We start from the raw sequence: 22,870 nt of genomic DNA on the forward strand, positions 1-22,870 counted from the left end.
GCCCGGGCCACCGCCCGCAACCGAACCCTTGAGGGAGGGTCGATGGAGTTCGACTTCGCGGCGGAACAGCCGAAGTTCCTCATGCTGATGTACGGGCTGATCGCTTTCGTCGCGGTGGTGGGCGGTCTGCTCCTGCTCCTCGATGTGGTGCCGACCTGGTTCGCCCGCCGCCGGGAGGAGCGGCTGGTCGCGGCCGTGGCGAGCGGCGCCCCCCTGCCCCGCCGGCGCAAGCCGCGGGAAGGCGCGATCGCGATCTTCTTCCTGTTGCCGACACTGCTGTTCCTCGCCGTCGGGCTGGTGGTGCCGGCGATCCGGACCACCCTCCTGTCGTTCATGGACAAGGACAGCAGCAACTGGGTCGGCCTGGCCAACTACGCCTGGATGTTCTCCGAGGACTCGATCGTCCGGGTGCTGATCAACAGCCTGATCTGGGTGCTGCTGGTTCCGCTGGTGGCCACCGCGTTCGGCCTGATCTACGCCGTCCTCGTGGACAAGGCCCGGTTCGAGTCGGTCGCCAAGTCCCTGATCTTCCTGCCGATGGCGATCTCGTTCGTCGGCGCCGCCATCATCTGGAAGTTCGTCTACGCGTACCGCGGCGACGGCGACCAGATCGGCCTGCTCAACCAGATCGTGGTCAGCCTGGGCGGGGAGCCGAAGCAGTGGCTGCTGGAGTCGCCGCTGAACACCCTGCTGCTCATCGTGATCATGATCTGGATCCAGGCCGGCTTCGCCATGGTGGTGCTCTCCGCCGCCATCAAGGCCATCCCCGCGGACATCGTGGAGGCCGCCCGCCTCGACGGAGTCTCCCCGTGGCAGATGTTCTGGCAGATCACCATGCCGAGCATCCGGCCGGCGGTGATCGTGGTGGTGGTGACGCTCTCGATCGCCACGCTGAAGGTCTTCGACATCGTCCGGACCGCCACCAACGGCAACTACGACACCAGCGTCATCGCGAACGAGATGTACAACCAGGCGTTCCGCTACGGCGAGCCCGGGCAGGGTTCCGCCCTCGCGGTCTTCCTCTTCGTCCTGGTCATCCCGATCGTGATCTACCAGATCCGCAACCTGCGCCAGCAGCGGGAGGGCTGAAATGACCACCGCCACCCCCACCGTCGGAGCCGGCGTCCAGGCCACCGCGAAGCCCGGCCGGGCCGCCCGGGTCCGCAAGCGGCTGAACAGCCGCACCGCCACACTGGTCTCGATCGTGCTCGCGCTGCTCTGGACGGTCCCGACCTTCGGCCTGTTCATCTCCTCGTTCCGGCCCGAGAACCAGATCAAGACCACCGGCTGGTGGACGTTCTTCAGCGACCCGCAGTTCACCCTGGAGAACTACCGGGAGGTGTTGTTCAGCACCGGCTCGTCCGGGCAGCTGGCCAGCTACTTCATCAACTCCCTGGCGATCACCATCCCGTCGGTGCTCTTCCCGATCGCCTTCGCCTCACTGGCCGCGTACGCGCTGGCCTGGATCAACTTCAAGGGGCGGGACTGGATCTACATCGCGATCTTCGCGATGCAGATCGTGCCGCTGCAGATGGCGCTCGTGCCGCTGCTGAAGTTCTTCTCCACCGGCGTGACCATCGCCGGGATCCAGGTGCTTCCCGCCTGGGACCTGGTCGACGAGCAGAAGTTCGCGCAGGTGTGGTTCGCGCACACCTGCTTCGCCCTCCCGTTCGCCGTCTACCTGCTGCACAACTTCATCTCGCAGCTGCCGGGCGAACTGATGGAGTCGGCCCGGGTCGACGGGGCCACTCACCCGAAGATCTTCCGGACCATCGTCCTGCCGCTGATCACCCCGGCACTGGCCGCGATCGGCATCTTCCAGTTCCTCTGGGTCTGGAACGACCTGCTGGTCGCGCTGATCTTCGCGGGCGGCGGCAACGAGACCGCCCCGCTGACCGTCCGGCTCGCCGAGCTGGCCGGCACCCGGGGCAACGAGTGGCAGCGGCTCACGGCCGGCGCGTTCGTGTCGATCGTCGTACCGCTGATCGTGTTCCTGTCCCTCCAGCGCTTCTTCGTGCGAGGCCTGCTCGCCGGCAGCGTCAAGGGCTGATCCGCTGCTCCGCCGCCGCCGGTCCCCCGGCGGCGGCGGGCGCGGCTCGGAGCGGGGAACCTATGACGAAGATTGACGATGTGGCCCGCCTGGCCGGGGTCTCCACGGCCACCGTCTCCCGGGCGCTGCGCGGCCTGCCCACGGTCTCGGCCGCGACGCGGCGCCGGGTGCTCGCCGCCGCCGAGCAGCTCCAGTACGCGGTCTCGCCGAGCGCCTCCCGGCTGGCCGGCGGGAAGACCGGCACGGTCGCGGTGGTGGTCCCCCGGATCACCCGCTGGTTCTTCGGCACGGTGGTCGAGGCGGTCGAGGACTACCTTCACCAGAACGGCTACGACCTGCTGCTCTACAACCTCGGCGGGCGGGAGCAGATCCGGCAGCGGGTGCTGCGCCCGGCCAGCCTGCAGAAGCGGGTGGACGCCATCATCCTGGTCGCCACCCCGCTGCGCCCGGCCGACCTCTCCGCGCTGACGAAGCTGGGCCTGCCCGGCGTGACGATCAGCTCCGGCAGCGGGGTGCCCGGCTGGCCCTGCGTCCGCATCGACGACGTGGCCGCGGCGCGGACCGCCACCCGGCACCTGCTCGACCTCGGCCACACCCGGATCGCGCACATCTCCGGCGACCCGGACGACGAGCTGGCCTTCACCACCCATCTGGACCGGCGGCGCGGCTACGAGGAGGCACTACGCGCGGCCGGGCTCCGGCCCGACCGGAGCCTGGACGTCGAGTCGCAGTTCACCGTCGACGGCGGCACCCGGGCGACCGCCGAGCTGCTGGCCCGGGGCGAGCCGCCGACCGCGATCTTCGCCGCCTGCGACGAGATGGCCATGGGCGCGATGACCGCCCTGCGCGACGCGGGCCTGCGGGTGCCGCAGGACGTCAGCGTGATCGGCATCGACGACCACGACCTGTCCGGCGTGCTCGGGCTCAGCACCATCGCCCAGCCGGCGGCGGAGCAGGGGCTGCTCGCCGCCCGGATGCTGCTCGACCCGCTGGGCGGGCGGGTCGCCGACCCGTACGCCGGGCGGGTGCCGGCCCAGCGCGGCCCGGAAACCGACCCGCGGGCACCGACCTCGGTGATCCTGCCCACTCGCCTGGTGGTGCGCGAATCGACCGCACCGCCGCGGGCAAACTGAAACATTCGTCCCGTACGCACGACAGGGAGAAGGCGCTGAACACCGACGCGACGCAGGAGACCCCGGCCACCGGCTGGTGGACCGAGGCCGTCATCTACCAGATCTACCCACGCTCGTTCGCCGACGCGAACGGCGACGGCATCGGCGACCTTCCCGGCATCACGGCCCGCCTCGACCACCTCAGCGAGCTGGGCGTCGACGCGATCTGGCTGTCGCCGTTCTACCCGTCCCCCCAGGCCGACGCCGGCTACGACGTGGCCGACTACCGGGACGTCGACCCGCTCTTCGGCACCCTCGACGACGCCGACAAGATGATCGGCGAGGCGAAGGCGCGCGGCCTGCGGGTGATCGTCGACCTGGTGCCCAACCACACCTCGTCGGAGCACCGCTGGTTCCGCGCCGCGGTCGCGGCCGCACCGGGCAGCCCCGAGCGGGACCGGTACATCTTCCGCGACGGCAAGGGCCCGCAGGGCGCCGAGCCGCCGAACGACTGGACGAGCGTCTTCGGCGGGCCGGCCTGGACCCGGCTGCCGGACGGCCAGTGGTACCTGCACCTCTTCGACTCCGGCCAGCCCGACCTCAACTGGGGTAACCCGGAGGTGCGCGCCGAGTTCCTGGACATCCTCCGGTTCTGGCTGGACCGGGGCGTCGACGGGTTCCGGGTGGACGTGGCGCACGGCCTCATCAAGCAGGCCGACCTGGCCGACTGGCAGGAACCGCAGGAGATCCTCTCCGGCCAGGACGTGGACAAGCCGCGGCCGCCCATGTGGGACCAGGACGGCGTGCACGACATCTACCGGGAGTGGCGGCGGCTGCTCGACTCCTACGACGGGGAGCGGATCCTGGTCGCCGAGGCGTGGGTGGAGCCGGCCGAGCGGCTGGCCCGCTACGTGCGGCCGGACGAGATGCACCAGGCGTTCAACTTCGAGTACCTGCTCGCCGCCTGGACCGCCCCCGCCCAGTACGCGGTGATCACCCGTTCGCTGGAGGCCACCGACAGCGTCGGCGCCCCGACCACCTGGGTGCTGTCCAACCACGACGTGGTCCGGCACGCCTCCCGGCTGGGGCTGGCCGTCGGCGGCGGCCGGCCGAACGGGATCGGCATCGGCGACCCGCAGCCGGACGCCGCGCTCGGCCTGCGCCGGGCCCGGGCGGCCAGCCTGCTGATGCTCGCCCTGCCCGGCTCCGCCTACCTCTACCAGGGCGAGGAGCTGGGGCTGCCGGAGCACACCACGCTGCCCGACGAGGCCCGGCAGGACCCGACCTGGGAGCGCAGCCTGCACACCCAGCGCGGCCGGGACGGCTGCCGGGTGCCGATCCCGTGGGAGGCCGACGCCCCGTCGTACGGCTTCGGGCCGACCGACGCGAGCTGGCTTCCCCAGCCGTCGAGCTGGGCCGAGTACGCGCTCGACCGGCAGCGCGGGGTCGACGGCTCGACCTACGAGCTGTACCGGACGGCCCTGCGGCTGCGCCGCGAGCACGGCCTGGCCCGGGGGCCGTTGCGCTGGCTCTCCTCCGGCGACGAGGTGCTGACCTTCACCAACCGGGAGCTCACCGTGCTGACCAACTTCGGCGCGGAGCCGGTGCCGCTGCCGGCCGGCGCCGAGGTGCTGGCGTCCAGCGCCCCGCTGGACGGCGGGACCGTCCCCACCGACGTCACGGTCTGGTACCGCGCCTGACGGTGTAGGCAAAGGGCCCCTCTACAACGCGAGGCGTTGAGAGGGGCCCTTCCTCACAGGCGGTCGGCGCGGGCGTGCAGGAGGTCGTGGACCGACTCGATGTCCCCCGGCGAGGTGCGGGCGGCGCGCCAGTACATGACGCCGGTCGGGATGAAGAAGAGCTGGAACGCGGCCAGCCCGACGGCGTAGTTCAGCGGCGGCGGGAAGGCCGCCCGCAGCGCCCCGAAGGCGACCCCGACCAGCCCGTTGCCGGCGGCCCGGCCGACACCGTTGACCAGGTTGCCGAGGCTGTAGACCGTGCCCCGGTGCTCGGGCGGGTTGACGTCGGCGATCAGCGCGAACCAGTTGGGCGAGTTGGCCGAGGTCAGTGCGAGGGCGACCACCGCGGTGAGCAGGCTCAGCCCCACCGTGGGTTCGGTGAGCACGCTGGCCAGCACCGCCGCGATCACCGCGCCGCCGCTGCCGCCGTCCGGCACGTCGATCCGGATCGGCACGAAGAACAGGACCAGGTAGAACGGCACGGCCGCGAGGATGCCCACGGCCGCGACCAGCGCCCGGCCGCTCGGCGTACGCCGTTGCAGCGCGTCGCCGGCCAGGCCGCCCACGATGGAGAGCACCCCGCCGAGCTGGAACAGGGTGGCGAAGACGCTGCCCACCACCACGGCGGTGGCCGCCGAGTACCCCTGCGCCTCGGCCCGCTGGCTGAACAGCACCGGCAGCCAGACCAGCGAGCCGAACGCGGCCTGCGCGGTCAGCCCCTGGAGGACCAGCCAGCGGTTGGTCCGGCGGGCCAGGATCCGGGGCAGGTCGGCGCGGCTGATCCGGTAGTCGTACTCGCCGCCGGCGTCGAGCGCCGCGGCCAGTTCCGGCTCGCTCTGCCCGCGCCGGATGTCGTAGGTGAACAGGTACGCCACGGTGGCGACCAGGCCGACCACGGTGAGCACGAGGAACGGCCGCCGCCAGTCGGTGGCGCCGAGCAGGCCGCCGGTGAGCGTCCCGGCGAGCGTGCCGACGCCCTGGGACAGGCCCCAGAAGCTCATCACGAGACCCCGGCGGCCGGGCGAGATCAGATCGGTGACGACCGAGAAGCCGACCGAGCCGACCGCGCCCAGCCCGATCGCGGCGACGAGCTGGGCGGCCAGGAACGTCGGGTAGTGCTGGGCGAGCGCGCTGCCCCCGGTGCCCGCCGCCCAGATCAGCGTGCCGACCATGAGCAGGGGCTTGCGGTCGGTCCGGTCGCCGACGTACGCCCAGCCCACCGCGGCGACCGCGCTCACCAGGAAGCTGACGGCGGTCACCAGGCCGAGCAGGCGCTGCGAGACCCCGAGCGCACCGGAGATCGACCCGTACAGCGGCGGCACCAGGCCGATGGCCACGTTGTCCAGCGAGGCGAGCACCACGAACACCACGACGCTGTAGAACCGGTGCGCCGCGTTTCCCCGCCGGGACACCCTCGTGCCGCTGCTCATGCCGGGCAGCAAATCAGGTGGGCGTCACGGCCGGAACACGGACCCCACCGATCGCCGTCCCGCGGTCAGCCCGGCACCCGGTCGACGACGCGCTCCCGGGCCATCGCGTAGCGCTCGCGGATGGCGGGGACGGGTTCGTCCGCGTACTCCTCGGTGTCGCCGACCGACCAGGTGGGCGGCGCCGCGCCGCCCAGGGCGACCCAGGCGGCCTGGCGGGCGGCCCCGTCGGCGACGTACTCCCCGGGCGGGGGCACGACGACGGGGCGGCCGAAGACCTGCGGGGCGATCCGCCGCACGGCGGCGGAGCGGGCCCCGCCGCCGACCAGGATGATCCGTTCGGCGCGGGCGCCCTGCGCGGTCAGCGCGTCGAGACCGTCGGCGAGCGCGCAGAGCATGCCCTCGACGGCGGCCCGGGCCAGGTGGGCGGGGGTCGAGGTGCCGAGCGTGAGGCCGTGCAGGGCGCCGGTGGCGGCGGGCCGGTCCGGCGTGCGCTCCCCCTCCAGGTAGGGCACCATGACCAGCCCACCGGCACCGGGCGGGGCGGCCAGGGCCAGCTCGCTCAGGGTGGCCAGGTCGACGCCGAGCAGCGTCGCGGCCGCGTCGAGGACCCGGGCGGCGTTGAGCGTGCAGACCAGCGGCAGGTACCGGCCGGTGGCGTCGGCGAAGCCGGCCACCGCCCCGCTCGGGTCGGCGGCCGGCGTGTCGGCGACCGCGAAGACGGTGCCGGAGGTGCCGATCGACACGACCACGTCGCCCGGGCCGGCCCCGGCGCCGAGCGCGGCGGCGGCGTTGTCCCCGGTACCCGGCCCCAGCAGGACCGGGCCGGCGGCGTCCGCGCCGAGGGCCGCCGGGTCGAGGTGGCCGGCCACCTCGGCCGGCCCGAGCACGACCGGCACCCGCAGCCGCCGGCCGAAGGCGCGTTCCAGCAGGTCGAGGCGGTATTCACCGGTACGTGGCGACCAGTAGCCGGTGCCGCTGGCGTCGCCGCGGTCGGTGCGCAGCGCGGCCAGCCCGGGCGCGCCGGCCAGCCGCCAGGTGAGCCAGTCGTGCGGCAGGCAGACGGCGGCCACCCGGTCGGCGTTGGCCGGCTCGTGCCGGGCCAGCCACCGCAGCTTCGTGGCGGTGAAGCTGGCCACCGGCACGGCCCCGGTCGCGTCGGCCCAGAACCGGCGGCCGGTCTCCCCGCCGCCGGCCTCCTCGATCAGCTCGCGGGCGGCGTCGGCGGAGCGGGTGTCGTTCCAGAGCAGCGCGGGGCGGACCACCTGCCCCGCCTCGTCCAGGCAGACCATGCCGTGCTGCTGGCCGCCCACCGCGACGGCGGCCACGTCGGCCAGCCCGCCGGCCTCGGCGACGGCCGCCCGCAGGGCGTCCCACCAGGCCCGCGGGTCGACCTCGGTGCCCTCCGGGTGCGGCGCGCGGCCCTGCCGGACCAGCGCGCCGGTCTCCGCGTCCCGGATCACGACCTTGCAGGACTGGGTCGACGAGTCGATCCCGGCGACGAGCGGCATGGCGGCCCGCCTCAGCGCGCGCCGAGCAGGTGCTCGACGGCGAGCTGGTTGAGCCGGACGAAGCCGTAGCCCTGCGCCCCGGCGGCCTCCGGGTCGAACTCCTCGAACGCCGTACGGTCGGCGAGCAGGTCGGCGTAGCCCTCGCCGTCGCCCAGGGTGGGGGCGGCCAGCTCGGTCACCTTGCTGGCGGCCAGCGCCTCGGCCACCTCGGGGTCGGCCCGGAACGCCGCGACCCGCTCCTTGAGCAGCAGGTAGGTGCGCATGTTCGCCTCGGCCGAGGCCCACACGCCGGTGATGTCCTCGGTGCGGGAGGGCTTGTAGTCGAAGTGCCGGGGCCCGTCGTAGGCGGGGCCGCCGTTCGGGCCGCCGTGCTCCAGCAGGTCGACCAGGGCGAACGCGTTGAGCAGGTCGCCGTGGCCGAAGACCAGGTCCTGGTCGTACTTGATGCCGCGCTGGCCGTTGAGGTCGATGTGGAACAGCTTGCCCTGCCAGAGCGCCTGGGCGATGCCGTGCGCGAAGTTCAGCCCGGCCATCTGCTCGTGGCCGACCTCCGGGTTGAGCCCGACCATCTCGGGGCGGGCCAGGGTGGAGATGAACGCCAGCGCGTGGCCGACGGTGGGCAGCAGGATGTCGCCGCGGGGCTCGTTCGGCTTGGGCTCGAGCGCGAAGCGGAGGTCGTAGCCCTGGTCGACGACGTACTGGCAGAGCAGGTCGACCGCCTCGCGGTAGCGGTCCAGCGCCGCGCGGACGTCCTTGGCCACGTCGTACTCGGCGCCCTCCCGGCCGCCCCACATGACGAAGGTGCGCGCACCGAGCTCGGCGGCCAGGTCGACGTTGCGCAGCACCTTGCGCAGCGCGTACCGGCGGACCGAGCGGTCGTTGCTGGTGAAGCCGCCGTCCTTGAACACCGGGTGGGTGAAGAGGTTCGTGGTGACCATGGGCACCACCAGGCCGGTCTCGTCCAGGGCCTTGCGGAAGCGGGCCAGGTGGCCGTCGCGGGTGGCGGCGTCCGCGCCGAAGGGGACGAGGTCGTCGTCGTGGAAGGTGATCCCGTACGCGCCCAGCTCGGCCAGCCGGTGGACGGCCTCGACGGCGTCCAGCTCGGGGCGGGTGGCGTCACCGAACGGGTCCCGGGCCGGCCAGCCCACCGTCCAGAGACCGAAGGAGAACTTGTCCGCAGGGGTGGGACGGGGCGCCATGGTGAACCTCCGGGTGATGGTGGTGGTGCCGACCGCAATTTGTTCAGTGGTTGAATTAAATGACCGCGCTGTGGCAGTGTCAAGGGGTGACCAGCGCCAGCACCGCCGGTGCGGTTCGCCAGGGCAGCCTCCGCGAGCTCAACCTCGCGGTCGTGCTCCGGCGGATCGCCGCCGCCGACCGACCGCCGTCCCGAGCCGGGATCGCCGCCGGGACCGGGCTGACCCGGGCCACCGTCTCGGCCGTCGTCGACGACCTGATCGCCGGCCGCCTGGTCGCCGAGGCGGAACCGGCGCCCCGCACCGGGGCCGGACGGCCCGCCCGTGGGCTCGTGCTGGCGTCCGACGGCCCGGCCGGGCTCGGCCTGGAGGTGAACGTCGACTACCTGGCCGCCTGCGTGGTCGACCTGACCGGGACGGTCCGGCACCACCTGGTGCGCCGCGCCGACCTGCGGCCGGTCTCCCCCGCCGACGCCCTGGAGCGGCTCGCCGCGCTGGCCGCCGAGGCCCGAGCCGCCGCCGTACGCGACGGGCTCACCCTGGCCGGCGCGACCCTCGCCGTGCCGGGCCTGGTCGACAGCGGCGGCCTGGTCCGGCTCGCGCCCAACCTCGGCTGGCGGGACGTCGACGTGCCCGCCCTGCTCGCCGGGCACCCGCTCGCCGAGCCGGTCGACGGCATCCCCCCGCTGGTGGTCGACAACGAGGCCAACCTGGCCGCCCTCGGCGAGCTGCACGCCGGCCCACCGGGCTCGACCAGCTTCCTGCACATCACCGGCGAGATCGGCATCGGCGCCGGGATCGTCCTCGACGGGGTGCTCTACCGGGGCGCCCGCGGCTGGAGCGGCGAGATCGGCCACATCCCCGTACAGCCGCAGGGACGGCCGTGCCGCTGCGGGGGCCAGGGCTGCCTCGAGCGGTACGCGGGCCAGGAGGCCGTCCTGGCCGCCGCCGGCCTGGCCGGCGCGGACCTGCCGGCCGACACCGCGGCCACCCGGCTCGCCGACCTGGCCGGTGCGGGCGACCCGGCCACCCTGGCCGCCCTCGCGGACGCCGGGACCGCCCTCGGGGTGGCCGTGGCGGGCGTGGTGAACCTGCTGGACCTCGACACCGTGGTGCTGGGCGGCGGATACGCCCCGCTCGCCCCCTGGCTGCGCCCGCCCGTGGTCGCGGAGATCGCCCGGCGGGTGCTCACCGCCGCCTGGTCGCCGGTGACGGTACGCCCGGCCGCGCTGGGGGCACGGTCCGCGGCGGTCGGCGGGGCCGCCTCGGTGGTCCGCCGGGTGGTCGACCAGCCGGTGGGCTGGCTGGCCCGTTCGGGCTGACCGGGCGCTCCTCGATCGGCTCACCCGCCCGCCCTCGGTACGCTTGCCGTCAGGCAAACGGATCCGCGACCGAGGAGTGCACCGACAGCATGCGCACGGTTCGACCGGCCGAAGCGCCCGGCCACCGGCGGTGACGACCTCCCGACGCTCGGCCGGGGCCGCGCTGCCGGCCGACTCCCGGCTCGCCCGCGAGCTGCTGGACGGGCTCGCGGAGGCCGTCGTGACCACCGACCCGGCCGGCGTCGTGACCCTGGTCAACGCGATGGCCGTGGAACTCCTCCCCGAACTCACCCCCGGCAGCGACCTGGCCGACTGCGCGGTGCCCGCGCTGGCCGACGCGGTGCGGGGCGGCGCCGGGACCTTCGACACCGAGCACCACGGCCGGTGGCTGCGAGGTGTGCGGCGCCGGCTGGCCGGCGGCACCTGCGCCTGGTACGTACGGGACGTCACCGAGGAGCAGGCCCGGGCCGACGCGCTGCGGGCCGAGCGGTCCCGCACCGCGTTCCTGGCCCAGGCGGGCAGCCGGCTCGGGCTGTCCCTGCACCGGGACCAGACGCTGCGTGCCGCCGTCACCCTGCCGGTGCCCTACCTGGCCGACGCAGCCGTGGTCGTGCACCGCCCGTCCCCGCCCGCCGAGGACCAGCCGCACTGGGTGCGGTACGCCACCGACGACCCGGCCCCGGTGACCGGCGTCGCCGGCTGGCGGACGGTCGAGTCGATGCCCGGGCTCGTCGAGGCGTTGGACGGGGACGCCACCGAGCCCAGCCCCTGGCTCGACGCCGAACCGGCCGACCTGGCCGAGGTGCTGCCCGCGGGCTTCGGCCGGCCGGGCACCGTGCTGATCAGCCCGATGCGCAGCGCCGGCGGCCCGGCCGGAGCGCTCATCCTGGCCCGCCGCGGCGAGCGGGACGGCTTCGACCCGCGGGAGGTCGAGCTGGCCCGGGAGTTCGCCGCCCGCGCGGGCGCCGCGCTGGCCGCCGCCGAACTGTACGGCGAACAGGCCCACCTGGCCCGCGTGCTCCAGAACAGCCTCCTCCCGCCGGACCTGCCGTCGCTGCCCGGGATGGCGCTGGCGGGCGGCTACCGGGCCGCCGGCGACAGCCTGCGCATCGGGGGCGACTTCTACGACCTCTTCCGCACCCCCGGCGGCGGGCTCTTCGCCCTCGGCGACGTCTGCGGCAAGGGCGTCGGCGCGGCGGTGCTGACCGGGCGGGTACGCCAGTCGTTGCAGACCCTGCGGCTGGTCGAGCAGCGCCCGCGGGAGCTGATGGACCTGCTCAACCGCGCGCTGCTGGACGCACCGGACGCGGCCCGCCGGGCGCAGTTCACCACCCTCCTGCTGGGTGCCCTGACCCGCGAGCCGGACGGCGGGCTGCGGGTCCGGGTCGCCGGCGGCGGGCACCCGGCGCCACTGGTGGTGCGCACCGACGGCCGGATCGAACCGGTCCAGGTCGGCGGCATGCCGGTCGGCGCGCTGAGCGCGGCCCGCTTCGTCGAGGCCGAGGTCCGCCTGGCACCGGGCGACCTGCTGGTGGCGTACACCGACGGGGTGACCGAGGCGCCGGGCGGCCCCTCCCGGCTGGAGATGTTCGGCGACGCCCGGCTTCGGCGGGCGCTCGCCTCCGGGGCCGGCCTGCCACCCGCCGCGCTGGTCGACCGGCTGCTCCAGCTCGTCGACGAGTGGCTCGGCGGCCAGGTGCACGACGACATCGCCATGCTGGTCGTGGCGGCGGGCGGGACCGGCCCGGCCGGGTCAGGCGGTGCGGGCCACCGGCGGCTCGCCGGGTGACTCCGGCTCGGCGAGCCGCTCCCCCGCGGACTGGAGCACCGGCCAACCCTCCGCGGCGGCGGCCTCCCCACGCCGGGCGACCTCGTCGAACTCGCGCATCCCACGCATCAGCGCCGCCCGCCCCTCCGCACTCATGCCGGCGAGGATCCCGTCCAGCCGGTGGCGCCGGTCGGCGCGCAGCTCCGCCAGGAGCCGGGTGGCCGCCGGGGTGAGGTGCAGGGCGATCTCGCGCCGGTCGTACCGGCCGGGCTCCCGCTCCAGCATCCCGGCCGCCACCAGCCGGTCACAGAGCCGGCTGGCGGAGGAGAGCAGCATGTCGGTCAGCGTCGCGAGCCGGCGGAGGTTGATCCCGTCGTGCTGCTCGACGACCATGACCGCGCGTAACTGGGCACCGGACAGCCGGCTCGTGGTGCGCTCCCGGGCCGCCTCCCAGACAGCCAGCAGGGTGCCCGCCGCCTCGTCCAGTGCGGCGGCCATACTCGCATCAGGTCCCTGGGGACCGCGTTCTTCGGCCATGGTGGGCCCGAGACTACCCCGCTCACCAGGCCGACGACCTGTGCAAAGGAGCAAAGATGAGCGGACCGGAGGATCGGGCACGGCGGAGCCTCACCGAGGCGCCGACGGATCAGCTCGTCGACCGGCTCGCCGCCGAGCTGAAACGGTCGTACGGGATCTCCCGCACCGAGCTGTACCAGGTCGACTACCGGCTGGCCGCGCTGCTGCCGCTGGGCGGGGGTGAGGCGATCGTCACCCCCGGCCACCCGGCCTGGCGCTGCTTCGACCACCAGGAGCCGATCGTGTCGGAGGGCACCGGCTGGTTCCCGGTCGGGATGCGCGGCGAGCGGCGCGGCGTGCTCCAGCTCTCGCCGCTGCCCGGCGACCCGGCCGCCCTGGCCGAGCTCGACGCCGTCGCCACCGCACTCGGGCACGAGCTGGCCGCCGTGGCCGCCACCACCGACATCTACCTGACCGCGCGGCGCAGCCGCCGGCTCACCCTGGCCGCCGAGATGCAGTGGGAGCTGCTGCCGGGGCGCAGCCGGATCCGCCCCTCGTTCAGCCTGGCCGGCCAGCTGGAGCCCGCGTACGCGGTGCGGGGCGACGGCTTCGACTGGTCCGACGACGGCCGGCGGCTCTGGCTGTCGGTGATCAACGGCTCGGGCGAGGGGGTGGCCGCCTCGATGCTCACCTCGCTGGCGACCCACGCGCTGCGCAACGCCCGCCGCGCCAGGCTGGGGCTGGCCGACCAGGCCGCGCTGGCCGACCAGGCGGTCTACGCGCTGCACCGCGGGGAGCAGCACCTGTCCGCGCTCCTGCTGGAACTGGACCTGGCCGGCGGGACGCTCACCGTGGTCGACGCCGGCTCGCCCCGCCTGGTGCTGCTGCGCGACGGCGAGGTGACCGAGCAGGTCCTCGACAAGCAGTTCCCGCTCGGCATGTTCGAGGACACCGACTACCGGGAGCAGCGGTTCGAGCTGTGCCGGGGGGACCGGCTCTTCGTGGTCAGCGACGGGGTGATCGACGCCACCGCCCAGCACGTCCGCTACGGCGAGACCGCGCTGGACCGCTTCCTGCGGCGTACCGGACCGGTGGAGCCGCTGGACGCGGTCCGGTCGCTGCTCGGCGACCTGCGCGCCTTCGTGGCCGGCGACCTGATCGACGACGCCGTGGTGGTCTGCCTGGACTGGCTCGGCCCGCAGCCCTGACCCGCCCCGGCCGCCCGCCCGGTCAGTACGCCCCGCGGCTGTTGACCACCGCGCCGAAGGTCTTCCAGAGGATGGTGAGGTCGGCGGCGAGCGACCAGTTCTCCACGTAGTAGAGGTCGAGCCGGATGCCGTCCTCCCAGCTCAGGTCGGACCGGCCGCTGACCTGCCAGAGGCCGGTCATGCCGGGCTTGACCAGCAGGCGCCGGGCCACGTCGCCGTCGTACCGGGCCACCTCGGAGGGCAGCGGGGGGCGGGGGCCGACCAGGCTCATGTGGCCGAGCAGCACGTTGGCCAGCTGGGGCAGCTCGTCCAGGGACCACTTGCGCAGCAGCTTTCCGACCCGGGTCACCCGGGGGTCGTCGCGCATCTTGAACATGAGGCCGTCGGTCTCGTTGCGCGCGGCCAGCTCGGCGAGCAGGGCGTCGGCGTTGACCACCATGGTGCGGAACTTGAAGACGCCGAACTCCTTGCCGCCCTGCCCGACCCGGGTCTGGCGGAACAGCACGGGGCCGCGGCTGTCCACCTTGATGGCCAGCGCGATCGCCACCAGCAGGGGCGCCAGCAGGAGCAGCGCGATCAGCGAGATCGAGCGGTCGACCAGCCCCTTGACCAGCTTGCGGGCACCCCGGAACTCGGGTGCCTCGACGTGGATCAGCGGCAGGCCGGCGACCGGCCGGGTGTGGATGCGCGGGCCGGCGACGTCGGTCAGCGCCGGGGCGACCACGAGGTCGACCCCGGTGCCCTCGAGCTGCCAGCCCAGCCGGCGCAGCCGGGTCGCGGTCAGCTCACCGGACGCGGTGACGGCGACGGTGTCCGCGCCGATCGCGGTGGCCGCCTCGGGGATGCCCCGGAACGAGCCGACCACCGGCACGTCGCCGAGCCGCTGCGGCACCGGGGCGAGCAGCGCGTCCGGGATGCAGGCGCCGACCACCTGGTAGCCGGCGTAGGGCTCGCGGCGCAGGGTGTGCACCAGCTCCAGCACGTGCGCGGTGTCGCCCACCACGAGCACCTTGCGGGACCAGCCGGCGCCCCGGTCGCGGGCGCGGTGCAGGCGCTTGCGGGCGGCGAACCGGGCCACCTCGAGGCCGACCGTGCCGACCGCGAAGGAGATGGCCAGGAAGCCCCGGGAGACGCCGACGTCGGCGATGTAGCCGGCGATGGCGATGCCGCCGGCCAGCCGCAGGCTCGCCGCGCTGACCCGGCGGTACTCGTCGGCGCCGTAGCCGAGCACCTGGTCGTCGTAGCAGCGCATCGCCTTGAGCGAGACCAGCCAGACCAGCAGCAGGGCGGGCGCGACCACCACGTACGGGATCTCGGAGCCGCTCGGTTGCTCGTCACCGAACCGGGCCACGTACCCGATCAGGATGGCCACGGTCAGCACGGCGGTGTCCAGCACCGCCAGGACCCGGATGTAGGCCCGCTCCGCGGCGCGCGTCGTCGGTCCGGGGCGGTCGCCACCCGGTCGCGACGACGTGCTGGCGGGGGTCAACAGCGTCGCCGAGGTCACCGGCCCTCCCCACTTCGCTCAGGACGACCCCGCGCCGCGGTCCCGGTGGGGATCACGCGGTTCGGAGCACCCGGTCATCTTGCCTCGACAATTATGGTTACCGATTGCTTCGGACACATTGCCGTCAGTTCTCTTCCGGCCGCTTGAGCCGGGAAGCGTTCCGCCGTACCGGATTTCGCCGGTACGGCGGAACGCGTCGCTGAGTGCCGGATCAGCGCGGCGCCGGCGGCCGCAGCGCGATCGCCTGCAGGAAGATCTCGCCGATCTTGCTCGGGTCGGTGGTGACGAAGGCGCCGCCGCCGGTCACCTTGGTGATCGACGTGAGCTCGGCGAGGCTGACCTCGGTGCCGATGCCGATGATGATCACCTGGACCGGCTGCTCCTCGTCGCGCAGCGAGGTGAGCTGGCTCAGCAGCGCCTTCTGGCTGATGCCGTTGGCGTCGTCGTTCTTGCCGTCGGTGAACAGCACGATCGAGTTGACCTTGCCCGGCTCCCAGTCCTGCTGGACCTTCTTGTACGCCGCCAGCATGGTGTCGTAGAGACCGGTGTCGCCGTCCGACGGCCGGACCGAGGCCAGACTCTGCTGGAGGGGGCCGCGGTTGCTCGACAGCGGCTTGATCCCGAGCAGCTCGCGGTAGTCCTGACTGCCGTTCAGGTTGGTGGAGAAGGTCCACAGGCCGATCGACCAGGAGTCGTCGAAGAGCCCGAGGCCCTGGCTCGCGGCGGCGACGGTGACCTGCTCCCGGCTGGCGCCGTTGGCGGTCGCCACCGGCTTCTTCATCGAGCCGGAGACGTCGATGATGCAGAGCATGCGGCCGGACTGGGTGGCCACCGCCCAGGTGGTGGTCGCCTTCTGGATGGCGACCGGGTCCAGGTCGGCCGCGCCGCCCTGGCCGGACGCCGGGACGGGGGTCGCGCCGCCGTTCGCCGGGCTCGGCGCACCCTGGGGCGCCTTGAACCCGTCACCCCAGTTGCCGTCCGGCGCACGCAGCGACTGCTGCGCGAGCCGGTTCTTGAAGCTCCCGGTCCGCAGCACGTCGAAGAGCACCCGGGCGGCGGAGGCCTTGGTCGGCTCGATGCCGGGCAGCACCGCGAACGGGTAGTCCAGCGCGATCGGGTCCGGCTTGAGGTAGAGCGCGGCCAGCGGGATCGGCGGCTTGGTGCTGTTGTAGGCGATGACGTCTTCCTCGGACAGCGCCGCCGCGCCGAGCCCGTTGGCGATGGCCGTCGGGTCGGACGAGCGCGGGAAGCGCGCGAGGAGGTCCTGCCGCAGCGAGGACCGGTTGGTGGCCAGCGCCCGCAGCGCACCCACCATCGCCTCCTGCGCCTTCGGCGACCCCGCGGCGCCGGTGGCGCTGGCCGCGGCGGTCAACGAGAGCAGCCCGGACAGACCGGCGGCGTCCTGGGTCGGCTCGACGATCCCGGCGCGCAGCGGCTTGCCGCTGGTGACCTGGCCCAGCAGGTCGGTCCAGCGCAGCTCCTTGTCCGGCCAGCCGATCCGTGAGGCCACGGGCTCGGGCAGCGCGACCACGACCGGGCTGCGGGCGATCGAGGCGCCGTTGGCCGGTGCGAACGCGGTGGCACCGCCGCTCTTCAGCCGCAGCAGCCAGGTCGAGGAGTCCGGCACCCAGACGTCCGGCGTGACCGCGGTGCCGCTGGCCTGACCGACCCCCGCCAGGGTGGCGCCGTGCTTGCTCGCCACCGCGGCGGCCACGTCGACCGACTCGGCCGAGGACACGTTCACGGCGATGCAGGTCTCGCCCACCGCCGCACCGTCGGAGACCCACTGGTCGGCCGCCCCGCGCACGGCGGGGGCGATCTCCGGGGCCGCCGCGACGGACAGCTCGATCCGCCCCGAGCAGTTGGGGCCCGCCAGCTGCTGGTAGCCGAACCAGGAGCCGGCGACGACGACGACGAGCGCGGTGGCCGTAGCGGCTGCACCTGCCCCACGGAGGTTAGAACGCATGCGATGGCGGCCAGACACGGTGACCATCTTGCGTATCTCGTGGGGTTAGTGCCACAACCGTTCGGACGAAAGTTACGCAGCAGAAACAGTTGATCGCCAAATCATTACGTTGAGTGAGCGATCAGTCATCACCGGTGATCCCAGTCCACTGCGGACACTGTCGCGGTCACCACCTGGTCACGGACGGACACAGGTGGGACTGGCCATCGGCACCGGCTCCCCCACCGGCTCGGGCACCCCGGTGCCCGGATCCACCCGGAGGATCCTGATCATGTCGGCCCGCTCGTCCGCCACGTAGAGGTGCTCACCGGTCAGGGCGAAGTGCCGCGGCCACCCGCCCCCGGTGTCCACCTCGGCCACCAGCTCGGGCGCCTCCCCCGCCAGCGCGAACACCGCGACGGTGCCCACCCCCCGGTTGCCCACGTAGAGGAAGCGCCCGTCCGGCCCCACGGCGACCTCCGAGGGCTGCACGTGCCCGGCCCGGCCGCTGGCGTCCACCCGGACCCGCTGGTGCAGCCCGTCCGGGGTCACGTCGTACGCGGTGACCGTGGCGTCCAGCTCGCCGACCAGCCAGCAGCGCCGGCCGTCCGGGTGCCGGGCCAGGTGCCGGGGACCCGTGCCGGCGGGCGTCCGCAGCCGGGGGGCACGCGGCACCAGCCGCCCCGAGGCGACGTCGAGGTCGTACCGGTAGACCGAGTCGGTGCCCAGGTCGACGGCGAGCAGCGGCCCGCCGGCCGGGTCCGGCGAGACCATGTGGCAGTGCGCCTGCTCCTGCCGCTCCGGGTCGGCGCCGTGCCCCTCGTGCCGGACCAGGTCGCTGCGCTCCCCCGGCACCCCGTCGGCGTCGAGCGGGAACACCGCCACGCTGCCGCCGCCGTAGTTCGCCACGAACAGGTGCCGCCCGTCCGGCGCCACCGCCAGGTGACAGGGCTCCGCCCCGCCGGTCGGGCGTACGCCGATCGGGTCGAGGTCGCCGCCCGGGTGGGTCCGGAAGGCGCTGACCTGCCCCTCGGCCAGCTCGTTGACCGCGTAGAGCACCGGCAGCGCCGGGTGCCGGACGAGGAACGACGGCGCCGGGGTGACCGCCACCGTGCCGAGCGGGGTCAGCTCGCCGGTCGCCGGGTCGCGCCGGGCGGCGACGATGCCCTCGGCCCGCCCGCCCGTCTCCGCCGTGTAGCCCCCGATGTGGACGATCGCGTCCTGCCCGGTCACCGCTCCCACCCTTCGCCGTCCCACCGTCGATCCAACCAGAGGCTTCCCGGTGAGCCGCCCGGTTAGGCGTCATTCCCGGCGCCGGTTTCCGGGCGGGCCTCCCAGGGGCCGGTCGGCGGGGCCGGGTCAGCCCACCGGCACGGGCTCGCCGCGCTGCCGCGCGACGTGCTCGACCAGCGAGATCAGCACCAGCTTCCCGGACTGCCGGTCGCGGGCGTCGCACAGCACGAGCGGCACGTCCGGGTCCAGGTCCAGGGCGTCACGGACCGCCTCCAGGCCGAACCGGCGCGACCCGTCGAAGCAGTTGACCCCCACCACGAAGGGGATGCCCCGCTGCTCGAAGTAGTCGATCGAGGGGAAGCAGTCGGCGAGCCGGCGGGTGTCGGCGAGCACCACGGCGCCGAGCGCCCCGAACGCCAGCTCGTCCCAGAGGAACCAGAACCGGTCCTGGCCCGGGGTGCCGAACAGGTAGACCTGGAGGTCGTCGTTGATGGTGATCCGGCCGAAGTCCATGGCCACGGTGGTGGTCGACTTCTGCTCGACCCCGGAGACGTCGTCGGTGCCGATGCCGGCGCCGGTCAGCACCTCCTCGGTCTGCAGCGGCCGGACCTCGCTCAACGCGCTCACCAGCGTCGTCTTGCCCGCGCCGAAGCCACCGGCGATGAGGATCTTCAGAGCCAGCGGCACCCGCGGCGCGGCCGGCTCCCGGTCATAGCGCACGGAGTCCACTGACCACCGCCTTGAGGATGTTGTCGTCGGGCAGGTGAGCGGCGGCCGGCCGGCGCACCGTGACCAGCCCACGGGCGAGGAGGTCGCCGAGCAGCACCCGGACCACGCCGACGGCGAGATCCAGGTCCGCGGCGAGGTCGGCCACGGCGACCGGCCGGCGGGCCAGCTCGGCGAGGCGCCGGTGCTCCGGCTGGAGACCCGGCACGGCGGCCGGGTCGGCCCCCGGCGTGGTCAGCACGAACGCCACCAGGTCGAAGCCGTCGACCGGCGGGCGCACCCGGCCGCCGGTCACGGTGTACGGGCGCACCACGGGGCCGGCGGCGGCGTCCAGCCACTCGTGCTGCGCGCCCGGCGGCTCAGCCCGCATCGGTCGCCACCGCGCGGGCCGGTGCGCTGAGGTTCTCGCCGACCCGGATGACCAGCATGGCCATCTCGTACGCCACCAGGCCGATGTCGGCGTCGGCGTCGCTCACCACGGCGAGGCAGGCGCCCTGCCCGGCGGCCGTGACGAACAGGTACGCCGTCTCCATCTCCACCACGGTCTGCCGGACCGCGCCGCCGCCCACGTGCCGGGTGGCCCCCTTGGCGAGGCTGGAGAACCCGGAGGCCAGGGCGCAGAGATGTTCCGCGTCGGCGCGGTCCAGATCGGCGGACGCGCCGAGCAGGAGGCCGTCCGCCGACAGCACCACCGCCTGGCGGGCGCCCGGCACCCGCTCCACCAGGTCGTCGAGCAACCAGTCGAGATCGGCGTTCTGCCGCGTCGTGTGCACCACTAGGCGTCCCTCTCAGTAGCGGTTCGAAGGTCCGGAGCCGCCGCCGGTTCGGGCGGGGAGGGCTCGGCGGCCCGGGCACGGGCCGCGTCGGTGGACGGAGCGCCGGCCCGGTCGGGGGCGGCGGTGTGGTCTGGGGCCGGTCCGCCGGTCGCCGCCGCCGGGGCGGGGCCGCGGTGTCCGGCGGCGGGGTCGGCGGCCGCCGCGGGGGCGGCGTTGCGGCGGTCGGCGGCGTCGCGGGCGCCGTCGCGACGGCCCCGGGCGGTGCCGGCCTGGAGCGCGGACATGGCCCGGCGGGCCTCCTCGGGCGGACGGTGCGCCGGGTTGTCCGCGACGACCGGCCGGGGACGGGCCGCCGGCCCGCGCCGGCGGACCCGGCGGGGCAGGCCGTCGCCGTCCGCCGGCGTCTCCACTGCCGAGGCACGACCGGCGGGCAGCGGCACGACCGCCGAGTCGGGCCGGTCCCGGCCCGGCCGCGCGGCCCGCGTGCGGGGGACCGTGCCCAGCCGGGTCACCTTGGCCAGCCGCCGGTCCTCCCGGCCGGAGTGCCCGGCGCCGGGGCCGGTCGCGCCGATCGCCGGCTCGGCGGTGACCAGATCCGACGGGACGAACACGGCGGCCGTGATCCCGCCGGCCGCGGCCGGCCGCAGCTCCACCCGTACTCCGTGCCGCGCGGCCAGCCGGGCGACCACGAAGTGGCCCAGCCGGGCGCTGTCGGTGGGGTCGAACTCCGGTGCGTGCGACAGCTTGCGGTTGGCCTCCGCCAGGGCCGGCGCCGACATGCCGAGCCCCCGGTCGGTGATCTCGACGGTGTAGCCCCCGGGCAGGGTGCGGCCGCTGACGTCCACCCGGGTGCCGGGCGGGGAGAAGACGGTGGCGTTCTCGATCAGCTCGGCGAGCAGGTGGATGACGTCGCCGACGGCGCGGCCGAGCACACCGGCCGGCTGGACCTCGCCCACGTCGACCCGGTCGTACGACTCGACCTCCGAGATCGCGCCGCGCACCACGTCGACCGCGGCGACCGGGTTGCGCCAGCCCCGGCCCGGGGCCGCGCCGGCCAGGATGACCAGGTCCTCGGCGTGCCGCCGGAGCCGGGTGGCGAGGTGGTCGACCTGGAACAGCCCGGCCAGCTCGTCCGGGTCCTCGGTCCGCCGCTCCAGCCGGTCCAGCAGGGCCAGCTGCCGGTGCACCAGGCCCTGGCTGCGCCGGGCGATGTTCAGGAAGACCTCGTTGAGGCCGCGGCGCAGGGTGACCTCGTCGACCGCGGCCTGCACGGCGGTGCGCCGCACCTCGTTGAAGGCCCGCCCCACCTGGCCGATCTCGTCGGCGCCGTGGTCCAGCTCGGGCGCCTCGCGGGCGACGTCGACCACCTCGCCGCGGCGCAGCCGGGCCACCACGTCGGGCAGCCGCTGCTCGGCCATCTCCAGGGCGGCGGTGCGGACGCCGGTGAGCCGGCGGTCGAGTGACCGGCCGACCCGCAGCGCCACGAGCACGCAGACCACGATGGCGACCAGGCCGAGCACCCCGGCGGCGGCGAGCCGGACGAGGATCTGCACCGCCATCGGCACGGACCGCTCGGCCAGGGTGTCCGCGCCGTGCAGCTCGAAGTCCCGCAGGCCCTGCCAGACCGCGGCGTGGCTGGTCTCCCAGGCCCGTACGTCGAAGCCGGCCGGCAGGTCCCGGGCGCGGACCAGGGTGTCCTGGAGGGCGCGCAGCCGGACGAAGGCCTCCCCCTCGGTGAGCCGCTGGTACGCGGTCCGTTCCGCGGGTGGCAGGTCGGCCACCGCGTTCTCGGCCAGGAAGCGCTGGTTCTCGATGGTGCGGACCAGCTGCTCGTGCTCGCCCTCGGCGTAGCGGCCGGCGGTGACCGCACCGGCCAGCAGCGCGTCGGCCTGGCCGAGCAGCTCCCGGGACCGGCCCAGCGCGGTGAGCGCCAGCGCCTGCCGGTTGAGCTGGGCGTCGGGCAGCGTGGCCATGGCGGAGAAGGTCTGGAAGGCGGAGCCGATCATTCCGCTGTAGAGCCCCACGGCGCCGGCCTGGTCGACCTTCCGGCCGTCGATGAAGCCGCGGCCGGCCGGCAGCGCGTCGAGCGCGGAGACCAGCTGGTCGAGCCGGACGTCGAGCAGCTCGTCGGCGGCGTCGCGCAGCTCCTCCCCGTCGACCCGGCGGCGCAGCTCGGCGATCGCCCGGTCGGTACGGGCGCGCTGCTCGGCCAGGGCGGGCAGGGCCGTGTCGCCGGCGAGCTGGACGACCGAGAGCCGGCGTTCGTGCTGCAGCTCGGCGACGACGCTCTCTCCGGGCCGGCCGAGGTCGTAGAGCAGGGTTCGCGCGGCGAGCAGGTCGAGGGCCGGCCCGAAGGTCAGCGTGGTGGCGAAGATCCAGAGTGCCAGCAGCCCGGTAACCGGACCGATGACCAGCGCGGTCAGCTTGGCGCGGATCGGCCAGTCTCGGGTGTTCATCAGACCTCGCCCGGGGGAAGGTGTCGCAGGGGTGGCGCCGGCACCGTCCGGAAGGGCCGCGACGCCGGGCCCCGGCCCGGGCGCCTTGGGCAGGATACGTAATCCCAGCCGGATGCACTACCGGCCGTCTCGCCCCTCACTACGGTCCGGAATGTTCGCAGTGGACACCGTTGGACGAGAACTCCCCGCCGGAAGGGACCGCCGGGTCGTTCGTCCAAAGGGGGCGCCGGGATCAGCGCCCGGGCGGCGGCCGGGGGCCCGGCGGGACGGCGACCACCACCCGCGTCGCACCGCCGGGCAACGCTTTATCTGGAGTTGGTCCACTCTTCGGGGTGCGGAACGAGGTGTGCCGTCCGCTGGGGCGGGCAGGCCCAGCGC

General features: G+C 74.5%; 18 protein-coding genes. 7 read left to right on the forward strand and 11 right to left on the reverse strand.

The genetic code is table 11. From position 1 onward, the window contains the following. Nucleotides 1–42: 42 nt before the first annotated feature. The 4 genes from GCE86_RS19935 (at nucleotide 43) to GCE86_RS19950 (ending at nucleotide 4,862) form a co-directional block, all read left to right on the forward strand. Nucleotides 43–1,089 (forward strand): carbohydrate ABC transporter permease, encoded by a 1,047-nt coding sequence (locus GCE86_RS19935; protein WP_154228359.1) that lies wholly within the window; start codon nucleotides 43–45, stop codon nucleotides 1,087–1,089. Nucleotide 1,090: 1 nt separating this feature from the next. After that, on the forward strand, nucleotides 1,091–2,050 hold the full coding sequence (locus GCE86_RS19940) for a carbohydrate ABC transporter permease (RefSeq protein ID WP_154228360.1): 960 nt from the start codon (nucleotides 1,091–1,093) through the stop codon (nucleotides 2,048–2,050). Between the two features lie 62 nt (nucleotides 2,051–2,112). Continuing rightward, nucleotides 2,113–3,183, forward strand: a complete 1,071-nt coding sequence (locus GCE86_RS19945; protein WP_154228361.1) for a LacI family DNA-binding transcriptional regulator — start codon at nucleotides 2,113–2,115, stop codon at nucleotides 3,181–3,183. A 35-nt stretch (nucleotides 3,184–3,218) separates the two neighbouring features. Then, nucleotides 3,219–4,862 (forward strand): glycoside hydrolase family 13 protein, encoded by a 1,644-nt coding sequence (locus tag GCE86_RS19950; protein WP_154228362.1) that lies wholly within the window; start codon nucleotides 3,219–3,221, stop codon nucleotides 4,860–4,862. A 53-nt stretch (nucleotides 4,863–4,915) separates the two neighbouring features. Here GCE86_RS19950 and GCE86_RS19955 read toward each other — a convergent pair whose 3' ends face one another. From GCE86_RS19955 to xylA, 3 genes are all read right to left on the reverse strand, one after another. After that, on the reverse strand, nucleotides 4,916–6,331 hold the full coding sequence (locus GCE86_RS19955) for an MFS transporter (RefSeq protein WP_154228363.1): 1,416 nt from the start codon (nucleotides 6,329–6,331) through the stop codon (nucleotides 4,916–4,918). A gap of 65 nt (nucleotides 6,332–6,396) precedes the next feature. After that, nucleotides 6,397–7,839, reverse strand: a complete 1,443-nt coding sequence (gene xylB, locus GCE86_RS19960; RefSeq protein WP_154228364.1) for a xylulokinase — start codon at nucleotides 7,837–7,839, stop codon at nucleotides 6,397–6,399. A gap of 11 nt (nucleotides 7,840–7,850) precedes the next feature. Further along, nucleotides 7,851–9,038 (reverse strand): xylose isomerase, encoded by a 1,188-nt coding sequence (gene xylA / locus GCE86_RS19965; RefSeq protein WP_154228365.1) that lies wholly within the window; start codon nucleotides 9,036–9,038, stop codon nucleotides 7,851–7,853. Between the two features lie 59 nt (nucleotides 9,039–9,097). Between xylA and GCE86_RS19970 the strand changes: the two genes are divergently transcribed. Next, nucleotides 9,098–10,357: an ROK family protein gene (locus tag GCE86_RS19970; protein ID WP_154228366.1), complete on the forward strand. Its 1,260-nt coding sequence runs from the start codon at nucleotides 9,098–9,100 to the stop codon at nucleotides 10,355–10,357. 130 nt (nucleotides 10,358–10,487) lie between these two features. Beyond that, on the forward strand, nucleotides 10,488–12,146 hold the full coding sequence (locus GCE86_RS19975; RefSeq protein ID WP_244317033.1) for a PP2C family protein-serine/threonine phosphatase: 1,659 nt from the start codon (nucleotides 10,488–10,490) through the stop codon (nucleotides 12,144–12,146). Here GCE86_RS19975 and GCE86_RS19980 read toward each other — a convergent pair. Then, nucleotides 12,111–12,623 (reverse strand): MarR family winged helix-turn-helix transcriptional regulator, encoded by a 513-nt coding sequence (locus tag GCE86_RS19980; protein WP_154228367.1) that lies wholly within the window; start codon nucleotides 12,621–12,623, stop codon nucleotides 12,111–12,113. The two genes, GCE86_RS19975 and GCE86_RS19980, sit on opposite strands and share 36 nt — an antisense overlap. A 95-nt stretch (nucleotides 12,624–12,718) precedes the next feature. Here GCE86_RS19980 and GCE86_RS19985 point away from each other — a divergent pair, with 95 nt between their 5' ends. After that, complete coding sequence (locus GCE86_RS19985; RefSeq protein WP_154228368.1) at nucleotides 12,719–13,849, forward strand: PP2C family protein-serine/threonine phosphatase; 1,131 nt, start codon at nucleotides 12,719–12,721, stop codon at nucleotides 13,847–13,849. Between the two features lie 22 nt (nucleotides 13,850–13,871). On the opposite strand, the gene GCE86_RS19990 is transcribed toward GCE86_RS19985, so the two are convergent. From GCE86_RS19990 to GCE86_RS20020, 7 genes are all read right to left on the reverse strand, one after another. Further along, nucleotides 13,872–15,356 (reverse strand): sugar transferase, encoded by a 1,485-nt coding sequence (locus tag GCE86_RS19990; protein WP_154228369.1) that lies wholly within the window; start codon nucleotides 15,354–15,356, stop codon nucleotides 13,872–13,874. 211 nt (nucleotides 15,357–15,567) lie between these two features. Beyond that, entirely contained in the window at nucleotides 15,568–17,322 is a 1,755-nt protein-coding gene (locus GCE86_RS19995) for a VWA domain-containing protein (RefSeq protein ID WP_154228370.1), read from the reverse strand. A 177-nt stretch (nucleotides 17,323–17,499) separates the two neighbouring features. Beyond that, on the reverse strand, nucleotides 17,500–18,534 hold the full coding sequence (locus GCE86_RS20000; protein WP_208818027.1) for a lactonase family protein: 1,035 nt from the start codon (nucleotides 18,532–18,534) through the stop codon (nucleotides 17,500–17,502). A 126-nt stretch (nucleotides 18,535–18,660) separates the two neighbouring features. Beyond that, on the reverse strand, nucleotides 18,661–19,263 hold the full coding sequence (locus GCE86_RS20005) for a GTP-binding protein (protein ID WP_091269742.1): 603 nt from the start codon (nucleotides 19,261–19,263) through the stop codon (nucleotides 18,661–18,663). After that, nucleotides 19,244–19,630 (reverse strand): DUF742 domain-containing protein, encoded by a 387-nt coding sequence (locus GCE86_RS20010; protein ID WP_154228372.1) that lies wholly within the window; start codon nucleotides 19,628–19,630, stop codon nucleotides 19,244–19,246. Before GCE86_RS20010 ends, GCE86_RS20005 begins: the two co-directional genes overlap by 20 nt. After that, nucleotides 19,620–20,036 (reverse strand): roadblock/LC7 domain-containing protein, encoded by a 417-nt coding sequence (locus GCE86_RS20015; protein WP_154228373.1) that lies wholly within the window; start codon nucleotides 20,034–20,036, stop codon nucleotides 19,620–19,622. The genes GCE86_RS20010 and GCE86_RS20015 overlap by 11 nt, the downstream gene beginning before the upstream one ends. Then, the gene (locus tag GCE86_RS20020; RefSeq protein ID WP_154228374.1) at nucleotides 20,036–22,492 is read right to left on the reverse strand and encodes a sensor histidine kinase; all 2,457 of its coding nucleotides are present in this window, start codon (nucleotides 22,490–22,492) and stop codon (nucleotides 20,036–20,038) included. Before GCE86_RS20020 ends, GCE86_RS20015 begins: the two co-directional genes overlap by 1 nt. Nucleotides 22,493–22,870 lie beyond the last annotated feature (378 nt).

This window comes from Micromonospora terminaliae, assembly GCF_009671205.1.
Classification (GTDB): Bacteria; Actinomycetota; Actinomycetes; order Mycobacteriales; family Micromonosporaceae; genus Micromonospora; species Micromonospora terminaliae.